The 23,277-nt window shown below is 42.0% G+C and carries 29 protein-coding genes and 1 other RNA gene; 11 read left to right on the top strand and 19 right to left on the bottom strand.

Translation table 11 applies throughout. The features are described 5' to 3' along the window. Window positions 1-709: 709 nt before the first annotated feature. Entirely contained in the window at window positions 710-1,738 is a 1,029-nt protein-coding gene (holA, locus tag HMPREF0669_RS00650; protein ID WP_009229041.1) for a DNA polymerase III subunit delta, read from the bottom strand. A 153-nt stretch (window positions 1,739-1,891) separates the two neighbouring features. Here holA and HMPREF0669_RS00645 point away from each other — a divergent pair, with 153 nt between their 5' ends. From HMPREF0669_RS00645 to HMPREF0669_RS00625, 6 genes are all read left to right on the top strand, one after another. Next, complete coding sequence (locus HMPREF0669_RS00645) at window positions 1,892-2,356, top strand: type I restriction enzyme HsdR N-terminal domain-containing protein (RefSeq protein ID WP_009229040.1); 465 nt, start codon at window positions 1,892-1,894, stop codon at window positions 2,354-2,356. Window positions 2,357-2,435: 79 nt separating this feature from the next. Next, on the top strand, window positions 2,436-2,720 hold the full coding sequence (locus HMPREF0669_RS00640) for a GNAT family N-acetyltransferase (RefSeq protein ID WP_009229039.1): 285 nt from the start codon (window positions 2,436-2,438) through the stop codon (window positions 2,718-2,720). A 291-nt stretch (window positions 2,721-3,011) separates the two neighbouring features. Next, window positions 3,012-3,411: a transfer-messenger RNA gene (gene ssrA, locus HMPREF0669_RS10015) on the top strand. Between the two features lie 342 nt (window positions 3,412-3,753). Then, window positions 3,754-5,022, top strand: coding sequence for a site-specific integrase (locus HMPREF0669_RS00635; protein ID WP_020967883.1), 1,269 nt, complete (start codon window positions 3,754-3,756; stop codon window positions 5,020-5,022). 11 nt (window positions 5,023-5,033) lie between these two features. Beyond that, complete coding sequence (locus tag HMPREF0669_RS00630; RefSeq protein ID WP_009229037.1) at window positions 5,034-5,501, top strand: DUF1896 domain-containing protein; 468 nt, start codon at window positions 5,034-5,036, stop codon at window positions 5,499-5,501. Window positions 5,502-5,641: 140 nt separating this feature from the next. Next, window positions 5,642-5,989, top strand: a complete 348-nt coding sequence (locus HMPREF0669_RS00625; RefSeq protein WP_009229036.1) for a hypothetical protein — start codon at window positions 5,642-5,644, stop codon at window positions 5,987-5,989. Window positions 5,990-6,017: 28 nt separating this feature from the next. Here HMPREF0669_RS00625 and HMPREF0669_RS00620 read toward each other — a convergent pair whose 3' ends face one another. Next, a complete protein-coding gene (locus HMPREF0669_RS00620) occupies window positions 6,018-6,251 on the bottom strand; it encodes a hypothetical protein (RefSeq protein WP_084704697.1) in 234 nt (77 codons plus the stop codon). Between the two features lie 90 nt (window positions 6,252-6,341). On the opposite strand from HMPREF0669_RS00620, the gene HMPREF0669_RS00615 reads away from it, so the two are divergent. The 5 genes from HMPREF0669_RS00615 to HMPREF0669_RS00595 are packed head-to-tail and all read left to right on the top strand — an operon-like array spanning window position 6,342 to window position 9,029. Then, window positions 6,342-6,773 (top strand): hypothetical protein, encoded by a 432-nt coding sequence (locus HMPREF0669_RS00615; RefSeq protein ID WP_020967882.1) that lies wholly within the window; start codon window positions 6,342-6,344, stop codon window positions 6,771-6,773. A 22-nt stretch (window positions 6,774-6,795) separates the two neighbouring features. Beyond that, on the top strand, window positions 6,796-7,215 hold the full coding sequence (locus HMPREF0669_RS00610) for a PcfK-like family protein (RefSeq protein WP_009229034.1): 420 nt from the start codon (window positions 6,796-6,798) through the stop codon (window positions 7,213-7,215). A gap of 4 nt (window positions 7,216-7,219) precedes the next feature. Beyond that, a complete protein-coding gene (locus HMPREF0669_RS00605) occupies window positions 7,220-8,494 on the top strand; it encodes a PcfJ domain-containing protein (protein ID WP_009229033.1) in 1,275 nt (424 codons plus the stop codon). 27 nt (window positions 8,495-8,521) lie between these two features. Then, entirely contained in the window at window positions 8,522-8,776 is a 255-nt protein-coding gene (locus tag HMPREF0669_RS00600) for a hypothetical protein (RefSeq protein WP_009229032.1), read from the top strand. 4 nt (window positions 8,777-8,780) lie between these two features. Then, complete coding sequence (locus tag HMPREF0669_RS00595; protein WP_009229031.1) at window positions 8,781-9,029, top strand: hypothetical protein; 249 nt, start codon at window positions 8,781-8,783, stop codon at window positions 9,027-9,029. Window positions 9,030-9,222: 193 nt separating this feature from the next. On the opposite strand, the gene HMPREF0669_RS00590 is transcribed toward HMPREF0669_RS00595, so the two are convergent. From HMPREF0669_RS00590 to HMPREF0669_RS00515, 17 genes are all read right to left on the bottom strand, one after another. After that, complete coding sequence (locus HMPREF0669_RS00590; RefSeq protein ID WP_009229030.1) at window positions 9,223-10,341, bottom strand: DUF6575 domain-containing protein; 1,119 nt, start codon at window positions 10,339-10,341, stop codon at window positions 9,223-9,225. Continuing rightward, window positions 10,338-10,796 carry a hypothetical protein gene (locus HMPREF0669_RS00585; RefSeq protein ID WP_020967881.1) on the bottom strand — a complete coding sequence of 153 codons (459 nt, stop codon included), beginning with the start codon at window positions 10,794-10,796 and terminating at the stop codon, window positions 10,338-10,340. The genes HMPREF0669_RS00590 and HMPREF0669_RS00585 overlap by 4 nt, the downstream gene beginning before the upstream one ends. Before the next feature lie 137 nt (window positions 10,797-10,933). Next, complete coding sequence (locus tag HMPREF0669_RS00580) at window positions 10,934-11,440, bottom strand: hypothetical protein (protein WP_020967880.1); 507 nt, start codon at window positions 11,438-11,440, stop codon at window positions 10,934-10,936. An 11-nt stretch (window positions 11,441-11,451) separates the two neighbouring features. After that, a complete protein-coding gene (locus tag HMPREF0669_RS00575; RefSeq protein WP_009229085.1) occupies window positions 11,452-11,910 on the bottom strand; it encodes a DUF3872 domain-containing protein in 459 nt (152 codons plus the stop codon). A gap of 12 nt (window positions 11,911-11,922) precedes the next feature. Then, a complete protein-coding gene (locus HMPREF0669_RS00570; RefSeq protein WP_020967138.1) occupies window positions 11,923-12,516 on the bottom strand; it encodes a conjugal transfer protein TraO in 594 nt (197 codons plus the stop codon). After that, window positions 12,510-13,460 carry a conjugative transposon protein TraN gene (gene traN / locus HMPREF0669_RS00565; RefSeq protein WP_009229087.1) on the bottom strand — a complete coding sequence of 317 codons (951 nt, stop codon included), beginning with the start codon at window positions 13,458-13,460 and terminating at the stop codon, window positions 12,510-12,512. Before traN ends, HMPREF0669_RS00570 begins: the two co-directional genes overlap by 7 nt. 48 nt (window positions 13,461-13,508) lie before the next feature. Beyond that, a complete protein-coding gene (traM, locus tag HMPREF0669_RS00560) occupies window positions 13,509-14,777 on the bottom strand; it encodes a conjugative transposon protein TraM (RefSeq protein ID WP_009229088.1) in 1,269 nt (422 codons plus the stop codon). Beyond that, window positions 14,770-15,072: a hypothetical protein gene (locus HMPREF0669_RS10010; RefSeq protein WP_084704695.1), complete on the bottom strand. Its 303-nt coding sequence runs from the start codon at window positions 15,070-15,072 to the stop codon at window positions 14,770-14,772. The genes traM and HMPREF0669_RS10010 overlap by 8 nt, the downstream gene beginning before the upstream one ends. Window positions 15,073-15,076: 4 nt before the next feature. Then, window positions 15,077-15,700, bottom strand: a complete 624-nt coding sequence (gene traK, locus HMPREF0669_RS00555) for a conjugative transposon protein TraK (RefSeq protein WP_009229089.1) — start codon at window positions 15,698-15,700, stop codon at window positions 15,077-15,079. A gap of 21 nt (window positions 15,701-15,721) precedes the next feature. Continuing rightward, window positions 15,722-16,759, bottom strand: coding sequence for a conjugative transposon protein TraJ (gene traJ / locus HMPREF0669_RS00550; RefSeq protein WP_009229090.1), 1,038 nt, complete (start codon window positions 16,757-16,759; stop codon window positions 15,722-15,724). Window positions 16,760-16,810: 51 nt separating this feature from the next. Next, complete coding sequence (locus HMPREF0669_RS00545; protein WP_004353763.1) at window positions 16,811-17,440, bottom strand: DUF4141 domain-containing protein; 630 nt, start codon at window positions 17,438-17,440, stop codon at window positions 16,811-16,813. 27 nt (window positions 17,441-17,467) lie between these two features. Further along, entirely contained in the window at window positions 17,468-19,981 is a 2,514-nt protein-coding gene (locus HMPREF0669_RS00540) for a TraG family conjugative transposon ATPase (RefSeq protein WP_009229092.1), read from the bottom strand. Next, on the bottom strand, window positions 19,978-20,313 hold the full coding sequence (locus HMPREF0669_RS00535) for a DUF4133 domain-containing protein (protein ID WP_009229093.1): 336 nt from the start codon (window positions 20,311-20,313) through the stop codon (window positions 19,978-19,980). The genes HMPREF0669_RS00540 and HMPREF0669_RS00535 overlap by 4 nt, the downstream gene beginning before the upstream one ends. Before the next feature lie 4 nt (window positions 20,314-20,317). Beyond that, window positions 20,318-20,617, bottom strand: coding sequence for a DUF4134 domain-containing protein (locus HMPREF0669_RS00530; protein ID WP_009229094.1), 300 nt, complete (start codon window positions 20,615-20,617; stop codon window positions 20,318-20,320). A 154-nt stretch (window positions 20,618-20,771) separates the two neighbouring features. Then, a complete protein-coding gene (locus HMPREF0669_RS00525; protein ID WP_020967879.1) occupies window positions 20,772-21,539 on the bottom strand; it encodes a hypothetical protein in 768 nt (255 codons plus the stop codon). Next, a complete protein-coding gene (locus HMPREF0669_RS00520; RefSeq protein ID WP_009228958.1) occupies window positions 21,536-22,066 on the bottom strand; it encodes a DUF3408 domain-containing protein in 531 nt (176 codons plus the stop codon). The genes HMPREF0669_RS00525 and HMPREF0669_RS00520 overlap by 4 nt, the downstream gene beginning before the upstream one ends. Next, the gene (locus tag HMPREF0669_RS00515) at window positions 22,063-22,860 is read right to left on the bottom strand and encodes a ParA family protein (protein WP_020967878.1); all 798 of its coding nucleotides are present in this window, start codon (window positions 22,858-22,860) and stop codon (window positions 22,063-22,065) included. The genes HMPREF0669_RS00520 and HMPREF0669_RS00515 overlap by 4 nt, the downstream gene beginning before the upstream one ends. Window positions 22,861-23,277: the final 417 nt, after the last annotated feature.

The following is a 23,277-nucleotide window of genomic DNA, read 5'->3' as shown; positions in this document are numbered from 1 at the left end:
AAAAAGGAGATACGCAACAAATTTAAAATAAATATGCAAATAAAAACTTTACAAATACATATTTAAATCTTTACATTAGTCCTTTACGTTTTTATATTTGTATATTTACATTTAAATATTATACATTTCAAAAGATGATAGGAATCTCTTATTTACTTTAATTAAAACTACATAAATACTGGTTATTAAGTAGTTACAAACGAATATACATCTATAAATATGGTATTTTCTATATTCTACGAACAAAACTGCATACTAAACCAAATCAAAAGATATAGTAAACAGATAATAAATTATTGGTTTTCAGTAACTTATTGCATTATGCTACACTCTGAATATATTTACATCTCGAATTGTAAAGAGTATCGATTTGCGAATTTACATTTCATTTCAATATGTAAATATTTACATATTTATATTAATAAAGTATCACGTTGATTTAGAAATTAAGATAGATTGTATATTTACATTTCAAACTTCACAAAGCAAAATACAAAACAAAACTTAACAATAAATTGAGCAGTGAAAAATGAAGTCATTTTCTTCATTTCTTTAGTATTAACGAACAAGGATAAAGTTGCTGAGAAATACGAAAAATATGAGCATAAAAAAAGTGGCAAAAACCCTTTGTTTATGCCACTTTGTAGTATATTTTTTCTGTATACTAAAAATTCAATTCTAGAATAAAACGGGCAAAAACTACCCTATTTTAGTGTAAAATGAAGAATAAAAGCTCCTTCATTAGCTCATCTGCAGATGTATTTGGATTATCTAAACCTTTACTTTTTGCATCAACTTCTCTAATCTTCTCTATAATTTGCATTGCCTTTACACCCGAATAGTTTCTCATTCCAAGTATATAATCTTTGGCAGCCCAACTCGATTTTAATTCTAAAAACCTTGCAACATCGGCTTCATTACTCCTATTGGGAGCATAATAGGCAATCATTAGATTTTGAAAATAGCTGAACAATAGCGGTAGAAAGGCATATATAGAACCCGACTTAGGATTCTTCTCAAAATAGTTGATAATGAGATTTGCCTTATACACATCTTTATTTATAATGGCACTTCGAAGTTCAAACGTATTAAATTCTTTACTAATACCAATCTTCTGCTCCACCATTTCTGGTGTTATTATTCGATTTTGATTATCTAACGACAAAATGATTTTATCCAATTCAGACACTAACCTACTTAAATCTGCTCCAACATGCTCAGCAATCATATCCGAAGACTTGTCATCTATTTGCACATTTTTTTCTTTTAAATATTTGTTAATGAAAGTATTTAATTCGTAATCTCGTTTTTTCTTACTTTCGAAGACAATTCCAACCGATTCTGCTTTCGATACAACTTTCTTGCGTTTGTCTATTAATCCATTTTTATGACACCACACTAAAATTGTTGAAGGCATTGGATTTACAAGATATTTTTCGAGTGCATCGAGCGATTTTACATTCTGCGCTTCTTTCACAATCACCACTCTATGGCTCGACATCATTGGGTATCCCTTTGCAATATCTACCACTTGAGCTGCTGTTACATCTGCTCCAAAAAGAATTGTTTGATTAAAATCCTGCTCTTCAGGCTTTAAAACAGAGTTTGCTATGGCATCTGTTATCTGATCGATGTAATACGATTCGTCTCCCATCAATATGTAAACAGGTGAATATTGCCGTTGTTCTATACGGCGCATGATGTCTTCGAAAGGAATTGAACTTTTCTTTTCAGTCATACATTATTATATATATAAAACGAAATAGTGCATCAACCTAAACACCACTACTCTATTTTTAGTAATCAATCTTTATGCAAAAAAGCAATGATAAAAAGTTTCTTACTACACCAAAATAACAGTATCTTTGCACTATCTTGCAAAGTTAATAAAATGATTCCATTAAATTTACCATCATACAACATTAAATTGTCGGGCACAAAAGAGCATCCTTTGATACTAGATTCGCTACGAAAGAAATATGTTTCGCTAACTCCTGAAGAGTGGGTACGCCAACATTTCGTACATTTTCTTATCGAAGAGAAGGGCTTTCCTGCCCCACTTCTTGCAAATGAGGTGAGTCTTTCGTGTGGAAACAAGCAACTTAGAGCAGACAGTATCTTGTATAACACATCACTAAAGCCCCAAGTTATCATCGAATATAAAGCTCCTTCGATTACAATAACACAAAAAGTATTCGACCAAATTAGTACTTATAACATGTTGTTGCATGTAGACTATCTCATTGTGAGTAATGGACTGCAACATTTTTGTTGTAAAATGGACTATGAGAATCATTCTTATCAGTTTTTAAGTGATATCCCCTCTTATTCTGAAATAATTGAATCGGCACCCTGATAATAGGTGTTTGCACCTCAAACATCAGTATCGATACACATTTATATAATAGAAATAACGTAACAAATAAATTTACAATATGATTAGAATAGAAAACGAAAAGCAAGCAAACGAAGGTCGTTTCGCTCTTTATGAGAATGATATTTATGCAGGAGAATTAACCTATGTCTTTGACGATAACCATAATTTAGTGGCAGAACACACTCGAGTTGGAGAAGAACATAAAGGAAAAGGATTTGGAAAAGAATTGATAAAAGCTCTTGTTCAATATGCAAGAGCAGAACAAATAAAAGTTGTTCCAGTTTGTTCTTTCGTAAAAAAGGTGTTTGAAAGAGACGAAAGTCTGAACGATATCAAAGCATAAAAATATTCAAAGAGATATTGTTATCTTTCCAATAAGATAACATTTTAAATTGCTTTTCGATGTAAAAAGAAACATCGAAAGATAGATTTATGTTGTTTCAAAACGTGAATTATAAGATAGAAAAATGCGATAAAAGCAATGCTTTATTGTATTTTTCTATTTTTATTTTATATCTTTGCATCGTATTATTAGCGAAAAAACGTAGCTTTATATTAGGAAAAGGACTAAAAATAGCCATATTAACTTCGTAAAAGAATACATATTAAACACGCATCGACACCCTTTTATAATGGGGCTGACTGGATTTGACAGCGGGATGAGATGGTGTGTAAGCACGTAGAGCTTCGTTAGCTGGCTCTTAAATATCAGTTATCAAAAAATTAATTGGCGAAAATAACTACGCTCTCGCTGCTTAATCGAAGTATAGTAGATTACTAGCTTTATTCCGTTACAAGGTAATGGAACGAGACATTACTCCAAAGATGTGGTTCCGAATCAATGGATTCAGTGGTGCAGAAAAATCGGAAATAGTCTAAAAAGGTCTTGATTTTTAGATGAAACTTTAAAGACTAAGGTTATAATTGGTGGTTCGGGTCTTGTTATAATCTGACAAATGAAGGCCGAAATAAACGTGTAGAAAGCATAGTATTTCCCTGTTTGGACGTGGGTTCGAAACCCACCAGCTCCACTTGATGTACTCTAATCAAGAGTTTTTAGGAAATTGATTAAATCAGATAATCGTCGTAATCTCAATGAGTTACGGCGATTATTTGTTTATATATATCCCTATTTGGGGGTACATACAGATATCACCAAGTCGCTCAAAATATTCCCAACTGGCTACAATATGGCTACAGGAAAAATCATCTTTCTAAAATTGTAGCCAGTGATACCATACAGAGTACACATAGATACCGCATACTTCATTGTTATTCAAAGAATTATGTCGAACTTTGCAGATATAAAAAAATGTGTTACTCACCAAAACAGGAACAGAAACACACCTTTACTTCTGCATCAAAAACCTATAACTATGAAGAGTATTTTTAGAACAAGCTTCTATTTACGAAGCAATTATTTAAACAAGGAAGGAAAAGCGTCAGTTATGATGCGTTTTCATCTTAATGGAGAAAGAGTAGCTCTCGGAACAACGGGGGTTAGCGTTGACCCAGAAATGTGGGACAGTACATTGGGTAAAGTACGAGGAAGAACTAAGGAGACCTTGGCTACCAATGCCCAGTTGACGAGCATTAGCACTGACCTTCAGGTAATATTCCAGCGCTTGGAATTTTCTGAAGAGTTAAGTTTAGAACGGATTAAGTCTGAATATTTGGGCAAGCGGGAGGCCATGGAAACCGTACTCTCATTGTTTACCAAATACAATAATGATATGTATGCACAAATAGGCTGTGGTGTAAGTAAGGCAAACTATCGCAAGTTTGATATATGTAAGCGCCACTTTACTCACTTTCTTGAAATAAAATATGCCCGAACAGATCTTAATGCCATTGAACTTACACCTATCGTTATTCATGATTTTGATGTTTATCTTCGAACAATAGTGGGACAAAGTTTTAACACAGCTATTAAAACCTTAAAAACATTCAAAACAGTCATCATATTTGGACGTAAGGCTGGTGTGTTCAATCATGATCCTTTTCTCAACATCCACTTTAAGACCAAGCGTGTGGATCGGGGATTTCTTACAGATGAAGAGATTGATACTATTATGCATAAAGAATTTGCTACGCAACGACTGGTCAATGTTCGAGACATATTTTTGTTTTCATGTTTTACAGGTTTAGCTTATGTTGATGTAGCCAACCTTACAGCTGACAATATAATTACAATGGATGGAAAACAGTGGATAGTTACGGCAAGAAAGAAAACCGATACACTAAGTCATATCCTTCTTCTTGATATTCCAAAAATGATCATAGAGAAATATGCAGGCTGTGCTAAAAATGGCAGACTTATACCCATTCTCAGTAATCAACGAATGAACTCTTATCTGAAGGAGATTGCAGATGTTTGTGGTATCAATAAGAACCTTACTTTTCACATGGCTCGACATACTTTTGCAACAATGATGCTTACCAAAGGTGTTCCTGTTGAGTCTGTATCAAAGATGTTAGGACATTCGAGTATTACCACTACACAACTTTATGCTCGCATAACAAACAAGAAAATAGAGAATGATATGCTTATGGTGTCCAGAAAATTAGATAAATTCAATTTTGTAAATTCGCCAGCAACTAAAGTAACTAAACAGTATTACACGAAAAAGAATAGTACAATCTAATCAATAAAAATATGAAAACAACAAAGAAAGAGCTTTCCTACTTCCGTTTGAAGTTGGAAGCGTATCTCGGAGAACATTTTCCAGAGAGAATGAATGAAAATACGTTTATAACAGCTCGTGCAGACGAAGCATTGACAACTTACTGCAATGCTATAGCACAAGGTTTTTCTCACCCAGAAGCTGAGACAATGGCAAGTGAAGTCTTATACCAAGGTTTGCACTTTTCCAAGTATGACACGCTTATATCTGTCTTAGAGAATGAGTTCGAGAAAGAACTCCCTTCTCCTCTTCCAGAAAGATTAACACCAATGCTTCTGAAGAATAAAGCTGTGCAAAGCGTTTTCGACAAGTATGAACTAACAGACGACTTTGGCGCAACTCCAGAGTATGAGAAACTCTACACTGAACTGACAGGGACAATCGTTCTGATCATTGAGGTCAATGGTCTGCCAACCGCCGATAGTGAGAACATGACTTGATGTAGCACCATCGGGAACTTTTGTAGTGTCAAGAGCCAAGATAAATGCTCCACTCCACACGCCAAGAGTTTGTACAAACACTTGTTTTTGTGTAGCCAGAGCATCTTGTTATTGCTCTTGAAACTATTAAAAGCTCCGATATGAATACAATCATCATGAATCAAGACGTTCACACACCTGCCTTCATCAAGGCAGACGCATCGAACAAAACCGATAATATCAAACAGCAGCCGAATCCTCCCAAGCAAGTCCGCCGCTTCTCTTGGACACGCTTCATCGAACTCGCTATCCTGCTTTCCGTCGTTATCGGTGTCATTTGGCTTATCTCGAAGATGGTAACGCCGCAAGTCGTAATTGCCGTCTCTGTCATTGCAGGCTTTCTGATACTACGCTTTATAGTCAGGGTAATTCTAAAAGTAACATTTACGCTGCTGAGCATTCTCTTCTGGCTGGCGATACTCTGTGCTATCCTACTATGCGTGCTTTGAGAAGCATAGCTCTGTAAAAACTTTCATGCTATTTCATCAGGTGGTTATCTCGCATTTTGAGATAGCCACCTTTTCTATTTTCCACTATGGGCGTTGCACTTTCGCTTCCTTTCCAATGCTCCACAATATGCGAAATGAAGAAGACGGATGCTGTTCCCTTTTTATCCGCAAAGGTAGTACGGGGCTTGTGGCTTTCCCAAGGTCCTAAGCCGCTTGGTTTGTCTGGAAAATCTCCACACCTACGGGTTGTATTTTCCGCCAAAACCTTGTGCAAGCCCGCCCCGCTACCTCTATTTTGCTACAAAAAGGAATCAGCATACTCCGATCTTTGGACGCATAAAAAAATGTCGCTATGGATAAGCAAAAAGTAAATACAACATCTTCGATGAACAGAAAAGGATATAGCTCCTCCTCTCATTACCGCATTAACCCTACGGCTGAAAAAAGTGAGCAAGTGTTGGCAATTAAGTTTGTACAATGGGACGTTCCCCCTTTGGAGAGCCTTTGTAATAGCAAAGTATATCTCCTACGTGTGGAACTCAATCGTGGTGAGTGTATGAGCCGTGAGGAAAAGAATTGGCTATGTGAAGCGGTGAACTCTAATACCTATTTCCGTACAGCCGTTCCACTGCAAGGCTATCGCTTTGACTTCTTTGACGTGCTGAAGAAATACCTTGTCAATCAGTACGGACAATGGACAGAGTATTACGCACCCGACAGAACAAGCCTAAGAGCCTACCTATATGGGCGCATCAATCAAATAGTAGAAATTCCCAAGTATTAATAACATCAAAACTTATACGACAATGAAAGGTACAGAACATTTCACACGGACAATAGCCGAGTATCTCAATCAGCGTGCTATGGCAGACCCTTTGTTTGCTCCTAACTTGATGAAACCGAACAAGAATATCGAGGAGTGCATCACCTACATTCTTAATGAAGTGCAGAAAAGCGGTTGCAACGGCTTTGATGATGATGAAATTTTCTCAATGGCTGTTCACTACTATGATGAAGACGATATAGAGGTGGGTAAGGCTATTTCTTGCCAAGTTGCCGTTAATCACGTTGTGGAACTAACGGAGGAAGAAAAAGCCGAAGCAAGGCAGGAAGCCATTAAGCAATATCAGCGTGAGGAACTTGCCAAGTTACAGAGCCGTAACGCACGAGTGAAAAAGACCGAGAATATAGCAACCCAAGTACAACCATCACTATTCGATTTTTAAGCCTATGAAACCGAGAAACAAATTTGAAAAGGCAGTTTTGGGACAAAGCAAGCATCTTCGCCCAATAACCAAGACACAAAGTAAGTGGGCATTCCGTGAGTGCATAGACCACTTTGCCTACCGCTTGCCAAAAGGTCGCACTACTTGTATGGATTGTGGGCATAGTTGGATAATGAACAAACATAGAGAAACTTGCACTTGCCCTCATTGCAGGGCAAAGTTGCAGATCAAGGAAACATACGAGCGCAAGTTGCAGCAGAAGCAGTATTTCACCCTACTTACCACTTGTGGAGAGTTTCAAGTATTGCGTATGTTCCTACTTATTGTGGGTATGGAGAAAGGTTACAAAGCACAGACTTCTATAATTGAGATTGGGCAATATTGGTGGAATACGCAGGGACGAAAAGCTGTGGTTGCCATACAGAGGGTATTGGGACACTATGTTGATACCTTTTCCTATTATAGTCCTATGGCGATACGCAACGATAATGAAGCCTATCAGCATATTGCCTACTCACCCATATATCCGAAGTTCAAGGTTACAGACATACTTCGCAGAAATGGTTTTAAGGATAATTTCTATGGCATCGTGCCTACCCAACTTATTCCTGCATTGCTTACAGACAGCCGTGTGGAAACATTACTAAAGGCAGGTAGCACAGACCATTTACGTTACTTTCTTAGTAACAAGAAGTCTTTTGAGGAACGATGGCAGTCCTACAAGATTGCAGTCCGTAACGGCTATGAGATAGCAGACATTTCTCTTTGGAATGATTATGTAGATACACTTAGAAGATTAGGAAAGGATATTCATAATCCAAAATATTTATGCCCAACAGACCTTAAAGGCGAACACGACCGCAGGCACGAGGAACTTCTCAGAGTGCGTGAAAGAGAAGAGATAGAACAGAAGCAGAAAAAAGCTATGGAAGACGAAAAGCGTTTCAAGGAACTCAAATCCAAGTTTTTCGGTATCTGTTTCACGGACGGCACTATCCAAGTCCACGTATTAGAGAGCGTGCAGGAACATTTGGAAGAAGGTGTATCAATGCACCATTGCGTATTTTCTAATGCATACTACCTTAAGGAAGACTCCCTTATCCTTTCGGCTACCATTGAAGGCAAGAGAATAGAAACCATTGAAATGTCTTTACGAACTTTGGAAGTGGTGCAAAGTCGTGGGGTATGCAACAAGAATACTGAATACCACGAGCAGATAGTAAACCTTGTCAACGCTAATCGAGGTCTTATAAGCCGAAGAATGAAAGCGACAGCATAAAGTATGAACCATTAAATTATCAGAGATATGAAGACAGAGATTGAAAACATTATCTACAATTGGACGGATGAGATACCGCATATTCTCATTAGGGTGATTAATGCGATAACCTTATCCGACAACAAAAAGGAGTTAAGGTCAGCTATCAACAAAATAGCTGAAGAAACAGAACTTGATAAGTTCTTTGCATACGGCTATGGCGCACACCATTTTTGGCTCACCCACCGAAAATTATCCAATGGAGAGCCAAAGGAATACAGATTGTTAAAGGTTGAATTTTAAGATTATGAAGAAGAAAGTTTACAGAGTACAGACGCAATACATCTTCGATGGAGTGTTTGATGTGGTTGCGGAGAGCAAGGAAGACGCACGGCAAAAAGTCCTGCAAAATTGTGGGTTGATTATGGGTGGAGGCATTCACAGCACTTTGCCTGATGATGAAATAAATTTTTCGAGCAATGCTCTCAACAAGTCGTGGGCTTTTGACAGACATCCCAACAAACGCATAAGTAGAATAACGAAAGTGCAGAAATAGTGTTCTGAATAATAGCAAAAGCCACGCAAGCCAAAATTTGCGTGGCTTCTTTTCTTTCTCTTTGAACGAGTAGGCGACCAAAGCAAAGAAGCAAAAGAAAGTCGCAAACAATTAAAAGTTTAAATTATAAGATATTCTTTGTAATGAGCTACAGGAATAAGAAGGGGCATGGCAAAGTACCATCCCCCTGTTTTTATATTTCTGTACATTCTATAAGCTTATATGTTGTTTTAAGTTTTGTTGATATATTATTTGTATTCTGATATTCAATACATTTTATTTTATATTGATGTTGTTCTCCTAATGTTATTCCATTTAGAATATTAGATTCATCTGTTGTACCTGTTATTTTCTTTTTATCATAGATAAAAACCCATTTACCATTACTTAAAACTGTACCAGAAGCAAAATAACCAATAAATTCGGTTATAACTTCCTCTAATTCTGTGTGTGCATTTAAATAATCATATACTCTTGAAATTGCATTTAATGATATAGTAGAACCTGAGATACTTTTCTCTAATATCGATGTAACCCATTTATGTTTAAAAGACAAATTATTTGTTTCTAAGACTTGTAAAAAAGAGCGCATACTGCTTAATGTATGTCCCTGTAAATCTTCAAATTTTTCTTTTAATCCATCTGTCGAGCCTATTGCAAATATTTCGTCAATTTTCTGTAAAGTAGATGATATCCTTGATGCTTCTCCAAACAAATCAAACGTTTCATTTAGAATAAAGAGTACATCAAAAGATGCGGCCTTTAATGCACAAGCTCTCATATTTGCTTCAGAGGCATGTTGTTTGCCAAACCTTTTAATGTGGCAGTTACGTATCATAGCTTGGTATCTGTCCAAAGCATTTGTTAAAACATTAACATCTATGTTATGAGAATTATCAATGTCACTGAATGCTATACAAGACATTACTTTCCCATTTTGCAAAGAACCCGAGATTAACTCTTCATTATCAATTGCGTCATAATTACAGAAAAAGCCTTCATCTGGTAACATAGATGGTTGTATATTAATAGCTTCAAGGGGGGTGGCTATAATATCATTTGCATCTCTCACAGCTACATCAAAATAACTATTATCCTCTGGATTTTTATATATAGACAATAAATCTATTATCTGGCCTTTAAATAGGTTCAAACGTTTTTCACTAATCCTTACAGCGAGATATTTATAACACGATTCATCATCATGCGGATATAATAGGCACAAATAATTTGCACCAAAAATATCTGTCGCTACGAAAACTTGTGGTATCTCATAGAAAACAATGACCTCTATAAATTTTAATTGAATCATATTGCTTTCGGTTGAAGATTTATTTCTCTATATTGGATTTCCGCTTTGTTTAAATCAAATAATGTTGTATGCCACCAAGTATAATGATTTCCACAGCTATAACTCGGGGTTTTTAGCATTACACCATATTCTGGGCACATTGTTATTTCTGCAATTCCATGCAAATGTTTCAAGAAAGGAAGTTTTGCCATAGAACGGGCATCTTTCAATGTGCAAAGTGAAGATAATCCAGATGCTTGCCATAGTTTGTTACCAAAATTTCTCTGTGGATACAGCTCTGTATGAGGTTTTAAATCATCCTCTGTCATGACACCTTCTTCTTGAATTAGACGAAATAAAGATTCTTTGTCATATGCAACTACGACATCTTCAGGAGGCGTATCGTCTGGTAACTGTTTGGCCCATGAAACATTATATTTACTTCTGTATTCTGTCAATTTTGCTGGTGTATACATAGTGTTTTGGTACGGATATATACTTTTTGTTTGCAAATGTAATACTAAATATTTAATCTCGCAATGCCCTAGATGATTTTTCATGAATTTGGTTGAAAGTAATTTTCTCTTAAGTAAAATATTACGGCGTTCAATAATTACAATATGTAGAATAGAGCAAACTCCACCTGTCTTCGTTTTACCAAACCTTTCAGGACCTTACCCTTGTATAGGCAGAACGAAACATACTCCCGATAGAAGTTCCTATCCCCAGCCTCTATTTTTCGCAGCAGTCGGCTTTTGGGATGCTTGCCATAGCCGAGCAACCTCCCCACGCCCACATTGTAGGCAAGCAAGGTTAGCAGCAGCGCATCCTTGCCATATCCCTTGAAATGTTCAAAGCATTTCCAAAGGTCGGCACGGAGCAGGGAATCTGCCTGCCGTTCCGTCATATCTGCCGTAAAGTACTCTCCCCGTTGCAGCTGATGCCCATACCCAACATACGGATAATTCTTCCAGCCGTGCAGTCCCTCAAAATATTTCACAACAACTACTGCACGCTCAAAAGGTGGCAAGTCTGCCAGCCGCACCCTGCGCTGGGCAAGGGTCGGCTGACAGAACAGGCAGAATACACAAAGTAAAATGAAAGAATTTATCGTTCGCATCAATTACGCTTTTAGTGGCGAGAAGATGCAGGCTTATCCTTGCCCTCTTCTCGCTCGTTGTTAAAACTAAAGGTCAGCTGCTGAACCTTACCGAAACTATCCTCCACATATACATCAATTGTTTGGCGGTCAGATGAGAGCGAAGTGTAATACAGGCGGAACACATTCTTTGTGAGCGGATAGCGGTCATTCGGCTTAAAGACAGTGCCGTTATCATTTCTTAGTAAGCCCTTGCCGTCAGACTGGAAATAACGTATCGTATAGCGAGTGTCGGCAAACTCACCGCCTCGCTTGAGCGTGCAGCGTATCTCAGCTGTCTGCCCCCTTATGATGTCCTTCTGAACCGGCATCGTCTCCACCGTAAACGGATAAGACTGCTGAACATCCAAATCCCTATCACAAGCAGATAGGCAAAACACGGCAAGGGACAGCACGCCCATTACCCAAATAGTATTCAATATCTTCTTCATCTTTTCTTCTACTTAAAAGTTAAACCTTAGTCCTGCAGAAACAGCCAGACGAAAACGATGTACGTCAGAGCCGAAGAGCAACCGCCCCTGTGCCTTTACAAGAAAAAGAACCCTGTCAGTAAGGAACACTTCCACCGAGCCATGCACGGCACCGCCATAGACAAAGCGGGAGCGGTCGAGCAGCGTCGCCCCATCGGGCAGTAGCCTTTTGTCCTCGTTCAGTTGCTCATAGCCACCCAAAGCGGATATGCCACCATAAAGAAACACGTTCTTACCTCTATCGGAAAGAACAGGGTGCATATAGCCCACCTGCAATAGTGCATCCTTGAGTTTTACGTTATAACTTCTGTACGGCATATTCTGCTGTTCATACTCTGCCATAACAAAGGTGTAGTTCTCCTTTTTGAGATAACGGGTAAGCGATATGCCTACACCGAAATTATTACCTGTAAAGAGTTTCTCACCCTTGATAAGTGGAACACTCCCTACGACCTCTATTCCCCTTTGCTTGGGTATCAGTCTCTGTGCCTGAGATGGCAAGCTAAAAGCCATTGCCACCGCTGCACAAACCGATAAAATGATTTTCTTCTTCATAATGTCTACCATTTCAGTTTGAGGTTATCAATCTTCTTTGCCAGCTGCAGGTCTTCTGCCGTTACATAAAAAGTCAGTGTACGACCGCCATTTCTTTCATAGAGCGTCACTTCAAGCTGCTTGTCTTCTGCAAGAGAAAACTGCTCGAGCGCAAACACAGTGTGTTCACTACCCATGCCACGCACCTGCATCACCTGATGATAGGCACGAAGTGGCTGCAATATTTGCTCTTGTATGGCGGTGCGCTTTGCCATCTTCTTATCGATCACCTTGAATGTGATAAAATCCACAGAGTATGGCATGTTCGTGCTGTTTTCCATACGAGTGTGGAAATACAGCAAGCCATTATGGGCGTACAAGCCACGAAGCAGGAACTTCATACCGAACTGCTGTGCACCAATGTGCTTGATGCAGCGTCTGTCATTCTGATAGATAGTCTGCATCATCAGCTTTACTAATACGGGCGACTCATTACCAAGTTCCTTAAAGTAAATGTCAGAGCGGTTGCTTGGCAGGCGTCCGTTCGTTGGTGACAAGAAGTCCTTCATCTCTATGCTGAGCTTCTCCGGCTCATCGGCATATTTTACATTAAAAGCGTAAAATGAGCCATCCTCACAGATGACACTCATATTGGTTTCCGTTTCAAAGTCCTTCACCGAAGCCTTTACACGTAGTACGTTCTCTGCATCCTCCGCCTTCCCTGCAATGATATTCTGTGAACCTAAGTCTACATAGCGAATGGCAGAAGGGAAGATAAGATGCACGGTCTTGTCAAAGGTAATGTCAAGACCATACGGCAGTACGACACGCCCCGTTGGTATGGCACGGCTCATACCTTGAAAGAGCTCTCCAGAAGTAAGCGGACGGCTTGGTGTCAGACCATCATTATTTTCCTGTGCTGTGGCTGTTGCTCCCACCATGGCAAGCATAGCCATTGATAAAATAATTTTCTTCATTGTTCTTTTTGTTTTGATGTTATTTTTTACTTATCATTTTTGATTGTTTTATTTGGACTGAACCAAGAAAAGGCGGTAACCACCCTTGAGCGTAACCTTGATAGTGCGCAGCTTCTTCTGAAGCAGCTGACTTGCACTCTGCATCACCCCACGGGCAGCCTCGGAGATAATCTGGTCCTTGGCAGAGGAAGCGAAGGTAAAGGAGGTTCCCATTGAACCACCGATGTTCGCTCCGACTTCCTTAAGCGCATTGATATCCTCCGAACCTGGTATATACACGCCCTCCTGTCCGTCTGTATCGTATGCCGAGAGCTTGACGGCTATGATATGCCCGTCTACCTCAATGCTTTTGATAAGTAGGTGCATACGGTTACCTTCTATCTTAGCGACGGCTATGAGCCGGCTTTGACGTGGAATGTGCAGTCCCTGTACCTTAGCACTTTCAAGCAGACGGAGCACAACATTGTCACCCTCCTTAAGAACAGTAGTTCTGTCCACTACTACTTTCAGCGTATTGCGCATCGTAGGTACAGCCGTGCTTGCAAGCGAATGAAAGCCCATATTACGAGCCTTCTTGCCGTATTCCTCCATAAAGTACACATCGCTCATAGGCTGGTCAAGTGAAGATACTATCTGCCTACGCTCCGGCAGAACTTCCATTGCAGGCTTTTCATTCTGCATGGTCTTGCCCTTAGCGGCTTCAGAGCCACCTACAGTGTCTTCCGTCTTCTCCTTTCCTACCGTCAGACCATTATTGAAGGTAGGTGGAGTTGATGCTTTGGGGAGATACTTCGCTGCCATCTGATAGCTCTTTTCCATCAAGGCAAGCTGCCGTTTCTCTTCATTGTCCTCCCTACTGTCTTTGGCAGAGAGTTCCTTTTTAAGGTTATCTATCTCCGAACGCAAGGCTTCACGCTCCTGCTCGTGTGGGTCGGGAGCGTAAAAGGAGTTCAGCAGACGGTTATTCTCCTCATAGCGATGCATGGAGTTTTCTATCTTTGCCATAGAAGCAGCTGTCTCTGCACGCTGCTCCTCTGATGGAGCAGTGTTCTGTGCGAAATAGTCCGATAGTCTGCCCATCTCCTCACGGGTCTGTTCTTCCTCGTGTGCCTTGTCGCCTAATTCATAGGCTTTGAGCTTGTTCTCGGTGAGCTTTTCTGTCGTTGCCTGCGGGATGCTGTCATTGAGTCCCTGCTCCGCTGCAGTCTTATCCTTGCTCGAAGGTGCGAAGATAAACCACATTGAAAGGGCAAACAGCAGTCCTAATCCTCCGAAGACCAAGCCTTTCTTCATTTGTTCTTTCTGTTTATTATCCATTTTCCTTGATTGTTTGATGATGTTGTAGGTAAAAATTGCCGTGTAACTCTTGTAAAGTACTGTCCGTCCGTATCGGACTGTCCGTCAGCTTTCCCATGGGGATGGGTAGTTTTTCTTTCTTTGGAGGAAGGAAAAACTGCGCTATCATCCAGAGTGAGCAGAGCAGATAGATGAAGCTCAGCCCATAGACGATTTCCTTTCTCTGCCTTATCGTGAGCCGTTCACAACGATGGCGGAGCCATAGGTGAAAGCGCAGATAGTGACGTGAGAGTAAAAAGTTTCTTTTCCTTGCCATAGCCTTATCTTTTATAGGTCTGTATATCCCTGTTCTCCTTGACGAGGAAGTTCTCCATCAGGAAGCCTTGCGGGTTATTGTCCGAACGGACAGAGTTCTGCAGCGTGCAGGTCGTAACAAGACTGCGCTCTGTAACGTTACTCTGACGGACGATAAACTCCCGTGCATAGGTTGTTACCGCATAAGGGTAAGTATTAAAGTTGCAGTGGATAGAGTCCACCTCTATGCGCTGATTGACATTGCCCGATATGGCACGGTTATAATAGCCCTTCTCTGCCAAGTCTTTGTAATAGTTGAAAGCCGACTTGTCACACAGCACGAAGGCACGCTCCATATTCTTCTCAATGGCATCCTTGTCGGGTGCAATGGTGAAGAACAGTTCATGAAAACGACGCACATGCTCTCTTGCCTCTACGGGACGATTACGACTTGCATCCTGACTGAGAGCCAGCATGAGCGACTTTCCCTGATCAAGCACATAGATTTTCTCCCTCTGCTCCTTTGCGAAGCTGTATGAGGCATAGACGGCATAACCGCTTACTGCCACGCAGACGATGGCAAAGACAAAGGCATAGAGTCTTATGTGTCTGAATGAGGTCTCGATATTACCAAGTGATTTGAATTCCATTTTTTTCTTTTTTTTGATTGATTATTTTCCTTTGAGCAGTGCACCCTTGATACGTCCACCGACATTTCCCACAGCAGCACCTGCGCCAGCCATGGCAGCCTTGCCACCGGTATATGCGCCTTGCGCACCATGCTGTGCTGTCTGGTTGACATTACGACCGTATGAGCCGATACCACCTCCTGCTTCGATAATCCAGCCTGCCACGGTAGGTACACAGAAGTAGCCCACAATACCGATAAGGAAGAAGACGATGTAGTACCACGTCCCCGAATCAGGCAGGTAGTTAGGATCACTGAGCGCTTCGATATCCTTCTGTACCATCAGCACCTGTATTTTCGTAAGCAGTGCCGTTAGAATAGAGCTAACAGGCAGCCACAGGTAGACAGAGATATAGCGTGAGAACCATGCCGTAAGTGAACCAGCAAGACCATCCCATACGGCTATGCCGAAGACTATCGGACCGAGAATGGCAAGAACGATGAGTATGAAGGTGCGTAGCGTGTCGATGATAAGCCCTGCAGCATGGAACAGAAGTTCCAAAAGGTCGTGTACCATCTTCATGATCCACTGCTTGGTCTGATAGGCTGCACGCTCGGCATACATACCCGCTATCGTCACAGCATCTTCAGGTCCGATGATACCCATGTCCTCAATCTTCTCATCGAACTTCTCGTTGGAGACAAGGTAGGCTGTTTCAGGATTCCTAAGGTAGGCTTCCTCTTGCAACTTGTCTCGCTTGGCAGTAAGTTCTGCAAGGTTCCCCTCTTGCTGGTGTACCATCATCTCCGTTCCCTGCACTACGGGCGAGAGAACGGCATTCATCGTACCCAGTACGACTGTCGGAAAGAACATTATACAAAAGCCTAAGACAAAAGGTCGGAGAAGCGGAAAGACGTCTATCGCCTCGGCACGGGCAATGGAAGCCCATACCCGAAGAGCAATATAAAAGAGCGCACCCAAGCCTGCAATGCCTTTGGCAATACCCGTCATCTGGGCACAGAGCGGCATCATCTCGTCATAGGTTGAGCGTAGTAGCTCATGTAAACTGGCAAAATCCATAAGCAAAAGTTTTTTATGAAAGTTCTTTCAAGTTCTTTTTTGTCTGTGGATTTACCAATACCTGCTTGCCGTATTACCATAGAGTGCCTTAACAGAGGCAAGGTTGTTCTTTTCCCTTGCACGCACATAGCTTACAGAGATGTTTTTCCTTGTGTAGTAGGATACGAGCGAGCGATTTTCCCTCAGTGTGGTATAAATACGGTCGATTGCCTGCATTCGTTCGTGGTCGTTCATCGAGAAGACATTACTCTTGACGATGGACTTTAGTTCTTTGAGACTCTCACCACTCTGCTCCAAGAGTTTGGCATAGCCCGAAGCCATCGCAGCGAGTTCCGAAGGGCGGAAGTTCTTGTCCGAAAGCATCTTCTTATAGGAGGTGACGTAAATCTCAGAGATGTCGCCCACCATCAGAATGCACTCCTTGACCTTGTAGGCATCTCCTATAAGGTTATTCACCTTCTTTAGGGCATCATAATACTTCTTGGTGTCGTTGTAGAGTTTTTCCACTTCCTTAAAACCGTCAAGGGTATTCTTCACTGTCTTCGAGGCGGTGGCTATCTCCTTGACCGAATTGACGATGTTGCCGGCAAAATTGCCAGGGTCGGTTACTACCCACTGTGCGTGGGCTTTGGGAACAGAAAGGCTCAATCCTAAGAGAGCCATGAAAATGTACTTTTTCATTGTTGCTATAGTTTTGATGGTTTGTACTTATTTCTTTTTATTGTTTCTTTTCTCTATGGCAAGCTGACGGATAGCCGTTTCGATATCACCACTGAGTTGTGCCGCCCTGTTCATCACCTCCACCTTCTCGGTTTCCTCCGTGGTATAGGTCAGGTATTCCTCCATGCTCACTTCCGTAGCATAGACGGCACTCTGCATACCGCCCAAGCCTATCCACACCTCCTTGTAGAGTCGATTCGGGTCGTTGTTCTGGTTGATGGAGAGTATCTGGCTCTTTTCCTTTTCCGAAAGACCGAGCATCGCCTGTATGCCGTCGAACTTGGTCATGTACTTGCGCTGGTCGAGCAGTATCTTGCAGTCGGAGTTGTTGATGATACTTTCTTTGACAATGGGCGACTGGATGATATCGTCTACCTCCTGCGTTACGACAATAGCTTCCCCAAAATATTTTCTCACCGTCTTATAGAGATACTTGATATAGTCCGCCATGTTTGCCGAAGCAATGGCTTTCCACGCTTCCTCAATGAGTATCATCTTGCGGATACCCTTTAATCGGCGCATCTTGTTGATGAAGGCTTCCATGATGATAATCGTTACCACGGGAAAGAGGTCCTTATTGTCCTTCACTTGGTCGATTTCAAAGACGATGAAGCGTTTACTCAGCAGGTCGATATTTTTATTCGAGTTCAAAAGAAAGTCGTAACGACCGCCACGATAATATTGCTTGAGTGTCGTCAGAAGGTTGTTGATATTGAAGTCCGAGAGCGTCACTTTGATGTCTCGCTTTTCCATATCCTTGCGGTACACGTCTCGCAGATACTCATAGAAGGTATTAAAACAGGGTGTAACGCTGTGGTCAGCACATATCAGCTCGATATAGGAGTTTACGGCTGAACCAAGTTCGCCAGCCTCGGTCTTAGTGATATGCTCATCTGCACTCTTCCAAAGTGTGAGCAGCAGCGTGCAGATACTCTCCCTTTTCTCTACATCGAAGAAGTAATCATCCGTATAAAAAGGGTTGAAAGATATAGGACTTTCATTGGTATAGGTGAAATATACGCCGTCCTCACCTTTGGTCTTGCGGTGGATAAGTTCACACAAGCCTTGATATGAGTTACCTGTATCGACCAAGAGGACGTGCGCCCCCTGTTCGTAATACTGACGTACCATGTGGTTGGTAAAGAAAGACTTACCACTGCCCGAAGGACCCAAAATAAACTTGTTACGATTGGTAATGACTCCCTTTTTCATCGGCAAATCCGATATATCCAGATGAACAGGTTTTCCCGACAGGCGGTCTGCCATCTTGATACCGAAGGGTGATAGCGAGTCCTTATAGTTCGTCTCTGCCGTAAAGAAGCAGAGGGCAGGCTCGATGAAAGTATAGAATGACTCTTCTGCGGGAAAGTCTGCGGCATTGCCGGGAATGCCTGCCCAGTAGAGCGTTGCCGCATCAATGGTGTTGTGGCGTGGGTGGCATTCCATAAGAGCAAGTGCAGAGCCCACGTCATTCTTAATCTGGCGAAGTTCTTCCTTATCGCTACTCCATGCCAGCACGTTGAAGTGGGCACGGATAGATGTCAGCCCCTGTGAGTGAGCAATATTGAGATACTCCTGTATCCACTCCTCGTTGATTTGGTTGCTACGGCTGTAGCGTGCCAGCGAGTGCATATTCCTTGCCTGCTTCTCGAAGCGTTCCAAGTTGGCATCGCTGTCTTCGATGAAGAGATACTGGTTATAGATATGGTTGCACGGCAGCATCAAGCCCACAGGCGAGGCAAAGGACAGGCGGCAGTCGTTCCTGTCAGTGGATAACCGTTCATATCGGCTGTCCGTGCTGACCGTTGTAGGCAGGTCATCCGTGTCGGAGAGTGTATGCAGACAAAGCATATTATCTCCCACACGCACAAGGTCTGCGCCCAGACGGATGTCCTCCAAAGACGCATGCCCTTCTTCAGATAAAGAGAAATACCTGTCGAGTAGTCCTCCTTTTTCATTTGTGCCAACTAACTCTTCTTCTGTCATGCGGACAATCCTTATCTGCTCGGTATCGTTGATGATACGCTCGAACTGGTCTACGGCTTCCATGAACTTCATCACTTCATCCTTGTTGGTAATCTCTTTTGGTAGCAGGTGTCCACGGCAAAGCGAAGAAAAATTACTCTGCTGCGCCATACGCTGCTTGTTGGTCTTGGTCAGGAAGAGATAGACTGAGTGGTGGAGATACGGACGCTCGTTGAAATGCCGCTCAGAGGAACGGGCAAGGAAGCTCAATCCACCATCGGAGAGCTTTCCTTGATAGTCTTCCTTAATGAACCAGTCCTGCTTGTGTACGATGCTGTAATTGGGTAGCACCTTGATTGCCTTATGCCAGGCAGAGTGCATTGCTTCGTATTCTGTAGAGGTGACGGTAAAGAGTTCGGGCAGTTCCACACGGAAAGCCACCGTGATGTCAGCATCTTTGCTCACCATGCAGCCCTGCTCGACGGAGAGCAGCGGGAACTTCGACTCCAGGGTCGTTATCTTGCTTTTGTTTCTCATTTCTTTGCTTTCTTTGGTTGAAGATTACGGATAAGGTGGAAGACCGTACGGCGGTTTACAAGGTAGCGTGGGTGCATATGCACCGCTCCCTTTTTCATCAGCCCATATTGCCCGTACTTTCTATTCATGGTGAACGTTTGCCATACCACAAGGCTGGCACCCACTACACCTATGACAAGACAGGTAATTTGGCTGACTCCACAGAGATAGAGAATGACCACGAGAATGAAGACTGCCAGCAAGCCTCCTGCAAAGAGGAAGAGGTACTGCGCCTTCAAGCCCTTGAACTCTACCGTCCGGCCTACACCCTTGTTGATTTCAAATGCTGCCATCGCCTTACAAGAAGAAGCTTCTCAAGATAGTGGCTGCCACAATGAGGAAGATACACGCACCGAACCAAGAGGCTGCGGTCTTGCTCGTATCGGGGTCACCACTTGAGAACTTGTTGTACACTTTAATGCCTCCAATCAACCCCACTACCGCCCCTACGGCATAAATGAGTTTCGTGCCGGGATCGAAGTAGGAGGTTACCATTTTTGTAGCTTCATTGATACCGGCAATACCATTGCCTTGTGCGTATGCTCCTATGGTGGTAGCCGTCAGGAGTAGCATTGTGATTTTCTTTTTGTTGTTCATTGTTCTTTTTATTTTAAGTTGTTAAATGAATTATTTTCTTTTCGGGAGAGATGGTAAGGGGTGGCTCGGTTTTATTGTATGACAGATATAGTTTGATTGTTTTACTTTTGAGCCACCCCTCGAACACTGTACAATATGAACAAAAACAATAGTTTTACAGATAGTATGAAAGTGGACGCTCGTCATCTTCCGATGCATCGCTATTCTCTTGTGCAGAATTAGACTCGGGAGATATTGTTTCTTCGTTCGTCATTTCTGCTTCTTCTGCTTTACGGATGGCAGCAAGTAGCTTTTGATGGTCTTTCTCCTGCTTAAGCGTTGCCTCTTTGATATAGTCCATGAGCTGTGTGCCCCGTATGCTTTGCAGCGTATCCTGCACTTCGGTTTCGCTTTCCTCATCAAGCGTGTCGTCATTTTTGTGCCAGCCAGTAATACGGACTACTTCCCGTGCAAGAATAGCGGACGGTGAAATTTCTGGCATCACTGCATCGACGATTTGCAGTTCCTCACGGATGATAGTGTCTTCGTCAGATTCGTCCATTGTATAGTCAACCTGCATTTCATTGTCCTCTTCTGTACCTTCCGCTTCTTTTATTTCTTCGGGTACAGGTGAGTTTTTCTCTGCAAAAGTATTAGGTTTTTCATCTGGATTTTCAGAGGAGGAAACAGCGGGAACTTTGGAGATAGAGTGGGAATGAAAAGGCTTGCTCCTACCCACCAAAACGTGACGTGCATTGTCAATCTGCTCTTGGGAAACGGATGTATTGAGACTTGTGCCGTGCCCGTTTCCTTTCTGCTTTGGTGTATTCTTCCCTGATTGGGCTGCCAAATCTTGAAATAACCTCCAAAAGTATGCGATGCCGAGAGCTATCCACGCTATACCCAGCAAAAGCAATACGCCTAACAATAAATTGATTATCATAAGTCTATGGTTTTATCGCGCCTGCGTTGTGAGGCGGTATGGTTCAACAAATCCTGATACGTTTTCAAATGATCGAGAAGGATATTCTCAATATACCCCGTGATGGAAGCCTCCGATCTGATGTCGTTCAGCACATCACGCAGTATCTGGAGTATCTCAGTATGGATACTGAAACCCGACTTATTGCGCCCATTGCGGACACCCGTCAGAAATCGCTGTTCGTATTCAGGAAAGTCCATTGCTGGGGAAGAATCCTTCGCTCTGGCATTTCTCTTTCTTTTCAAGGGCTGCGCTGTTTTGGCATTGCTGCCATTAAACGAAGTGTCTTCCGGTATTTCCTCCTGTTCGTCAATCTTAGAAAGAGAGGCACTTGCATCTTCTTCCACAGAGTCTGAATCATCATCTAAATCAATGGGGTCGTCAAAGTCTGGTGTGTTCTCCTCTGTGCGCTTCTTGACACCAATATCTGCCATCTCCTCCAATTTCGCTTGAAGCAGCTTTTCACGTTGCTCTTTCAGTGATTTCATACGCCGTTCTCAGTTTTCAGGTTGAGTTTCTCCATGACCTCCATTACCCACTCATCCACTCCAGTCTGAGGACGGAGAGCAGGTGCAGGGGGCAGGTAGGAGCAGCGGAATACACCTTTGACACCCCCTTGTGCTAATTCCCTGCTGAATCGGACGGAGTTGTAGATACGGGTATCGAAAATCGGCAGTCCCTGTTCCTCAGCATTCTGACTAAACAGGTCGATGACCATGGTACTGGCACTGCGGTTGATTTTGTTCCAAAGCAGGAAGAAGTCCTGAATGCGTGAGCCTTCAAACCCGACACCCAAGTCCCTGATTGTCTTGGCGTATGCAAAACTCGAAGCCAGCGACTGTGGGTCGGCTTCTATAGGTGAGATGATGTAGTCCATCGTAATGGACAAATCCATCATGGCACTGGTAAGGGCATGACCAGGAAAGTCAAAGATAATCAGTTGCGGCGCCGTCTTCATTTTACGAAAGTATTTCATGACATCGGAAACGGCTCTTTCTGGTTTGCTTCTGATGATATGATACGATTTCTTGCCGTAGCGCGACAGGCGTTCATGAAGTTCCTTGCCCAGTTCGGGTGAGGACTCGATTAGGTCTCTGTCGCGTTCGCGGAGTTTATAGAAAGATTCCTGCGTACCGTCGCAATCCACGACGGCAAGGGAGATGTTCTTCTCGTAATATAGTATGGAAGCTAGCACTTCGGCAAGGCTGCTTTTGCCAACTCCGCCTTTCTGTGAGGCGAAGCCCAGATAGATGGGATTGTTTTTCTTCTTTTCCATATTCATAGTCGGTTGTTACTTATGTTATAAGTTAATGTATATCTTGACTGACAAGTCATGTCATATTTGTTGTTGAAACCATATTTTTGACTCGACCTAAAAGTCTGGTTTTGACCCAGCTCAATTTTGACTCAGCTCAAAAACATAAAACTATCCGCAGTTCAAACCTTTCTTGATTGAGATTTTTGAAGTTAAAATCATTATTTTGGACTCTTCATCCATATAGGTTTCAAGCTGTCTTTCAACTGAATCTGGTTGCAAAATAACAAGGTTTTATCATAAGTTTCAACTACCTGTGAAGTATAGGGAAATGCAAGGAAAAAGAGTGAATATCATTGATAATGAGATATTTGAAAATCCGCCGTAACTTTGCAGGTGAGAATAATACATGGAGGTAACGTCCCGAAGCAGACACCCCAAAAG

This window comes from Prevotella sp. oral taxon 299 str. F0039, assembly GCF_000163055.2.
Taxonomy (GTDB): Bacteria; Bacteroidota; Bacteroidia; order Bacteroidales; family Bacteroidaceae; genus Prevotella.
This window is presented reverse-complemented; position numbering and strand designations above follow the sequence as displayed.

Coding starts and splice junctions, on each gene's coding strand:
- HMPREF0669_RS00595 (WP_009229031.1), top strand. CDS start 8,781: ATGAAGAAGAAAGTTTACAGAGTACAGACGCAATACATCTTCGATGGA.
- HMPREF0669_RS00605 (WP_009229033.1), top strand. CDS start 7,220: ATGAAACCGAGAAACAAATTTGAAAAGGCAGTTTTGGGACAAAGCAAG.
- HMPREF0669_RS00525 (WP_020967879.1), bottom strand. CDS start 21,539: ATGATAATCAATTTATTGTTAGGCGTATTGCTTTTGCTGGGTATAGCG.
- holA (WP_009229041.1), bottom strand. CDS start 1,738: ATGACTGAAAAGAAAAGTTCAATTCCTTTCGAAGACATCATGCGCCGT.
- HMPREF0669_RS00545 (WP_004353763.1), bottom strand. CDS start 17,440: ATGAAAAAGTACATTTTCATGGCTCTCTTAGGATTGAGCCTTTCTGTT.
- HMPREF0669_RS00570 (WP_020967138.1), bottom strand. CDS start 12,516: ATGGTAGACATTATGAAGAAGAAAATCATTTTATCGGTTTGTGCAGCG.
- traN (WP_009229087.1), bottom strand. CDS start 13,460: ATGAAGAAAATTATTTTATCAATGGCTATGCTTGCCATGGTGGGAGCA.
- HMPREF0669_RS00590 (WP_009229030.1), bottom strand. CDS start 10,341: ATGATTCAATTAAAATTTATAGAGGTCATTGTTTTCTATGAGATACCA.
- HMPREF0669_RS00600 (WP_009229032.1), top strand. CDS start 8,522: ATGAAGACAGAGATTGAAAACATTATCTACAATTGGACGGATGAGATA.
- HMPREF0669_RS00575 (WP_009229085.1), bottom strand. CDS start 11,910: ATGAAGAAGATATTGAATACTATTTGGGTAATGGGCGTGCTGTCCCTT.
- HMPREF0669_RS00580 (WP_020967880.1), bottom strand. CDS start 11,440: ATGCGAACGATAAATTCTTTCATTTTACTTTGTGTATTCTGCCTGTTC.
- traJ (WP_009229090.1), bottom strand. CDS start 16,759: ATGGATTTTGCCAGTTTACATGAGCTACTACGCTCAACCTATGACGAG.
- HMPREF0669_RS00530 (WP_009229094.1), bottom strand. CDS start 20,617: ATGAACAACAAAAAGAAAATCACAATGCTACTCCTGACGGCTACCACC.
- HMPREF0669_RS00610 (WP_009229034.1), top strand. CDS start 6,796: ATGAAAGGTACAGAACATTTCACACGGACAATAGCCGAGTATCTCAAT.
- HMPREF0669_RS00640 (WP_009229039.1), top strand. CDS start 2,436: ATGATTAGAATAGAAAACGAAAAGCAAGCAAACGAAGGTCGTTTCGCT.
- HMPREF0669_RS00535 (WP_009229093.1), bottom strand. CDS start 20,313: ATGGCAGCATTTGAAATCAACAAGGGTGTAGGCCGGACGGTAGAGTTC.
- HMPREF0669_RS00625 (WP_009229036.1), top strand. CDS start 5,642: ATGAATACAATCATCATGAATCAAGACGTTCACACACCTGCCTTCATC.
- HMPREF0669_RS10010 (WP_084704695.1), bottom strand. CDS start 15,072: ATGGCAAGGAAAAGAAACTTTTTACTCTCACGTCACTATCTGCGCTTT.
- HMPREF0669_RS00540 (WP_009229092.1), bottom strand. CDS start 19,981: ATGAGAAACAAAAGCAAGATAACGACCCTGGAGTCGAAGTTCCCGCTG.
- HMPREF0669_RS00520 (WP_009228958.1), bottom strand. CDS start 22,066: ATGAAATCACTGAAAGAGCAACGTGAAAAGCTGCTTCAAGCGAAATTG.
- HMPREF0669_RS00630 (WP_009229037.1), top strand. CDS start 5,034: ATGAAAACAACAAAGAAAGAGCTTTCCTACTTCCGTTTGAAGTTGGAA.
- HMPREF0669_RS00645 (WP_009229040.1), top strand. CDS start 1,892: ATGATTCCATTAAATTTACCATCATACAACATTAAATTGTCGGGCACA.
- traM (WP_009229088.1), bottom strand. CDS start 14,777: ATGGATAATAAACAGAAAGAACAAATGAAGAAAGGCTTGGTCTTCGGA.
- HMPREF0669_RS00585 (WP_020967881.1), bottom strand. CDS start 10,796: ATGTATACACCAGCAAAATTGACAGAATACAGAAGTAAATATAATGTT.
- HMPREF0669_RS00515 (WP_020967878.1), bottom strand. CDS start 22,860: ATGAATATGGAAAAGAAGAAAAACAATCCCATCTATCTGGGCTTCGCC.
- traK (WP_009229089.1), bottom strand. CDS start 15,700: ATGGAATTCAAATCACTTGGTAATATCGAGACCTCATTCAGACACATA.
- HMPREF0669_RS00615 (WP_020967882.1), top strand. CDS start 6,342: ATGGATAAGCAAAAAGTAAATACAACATCTTCGATGAACAGAAAAGGA.
- HMPREF0669_RS00635 (WP_020967883.1), top strand. CDS start 3,754: ATGAAGAGTATTTTTAGAACAAGCTTCTATTTACGAAGCAATTATTTA.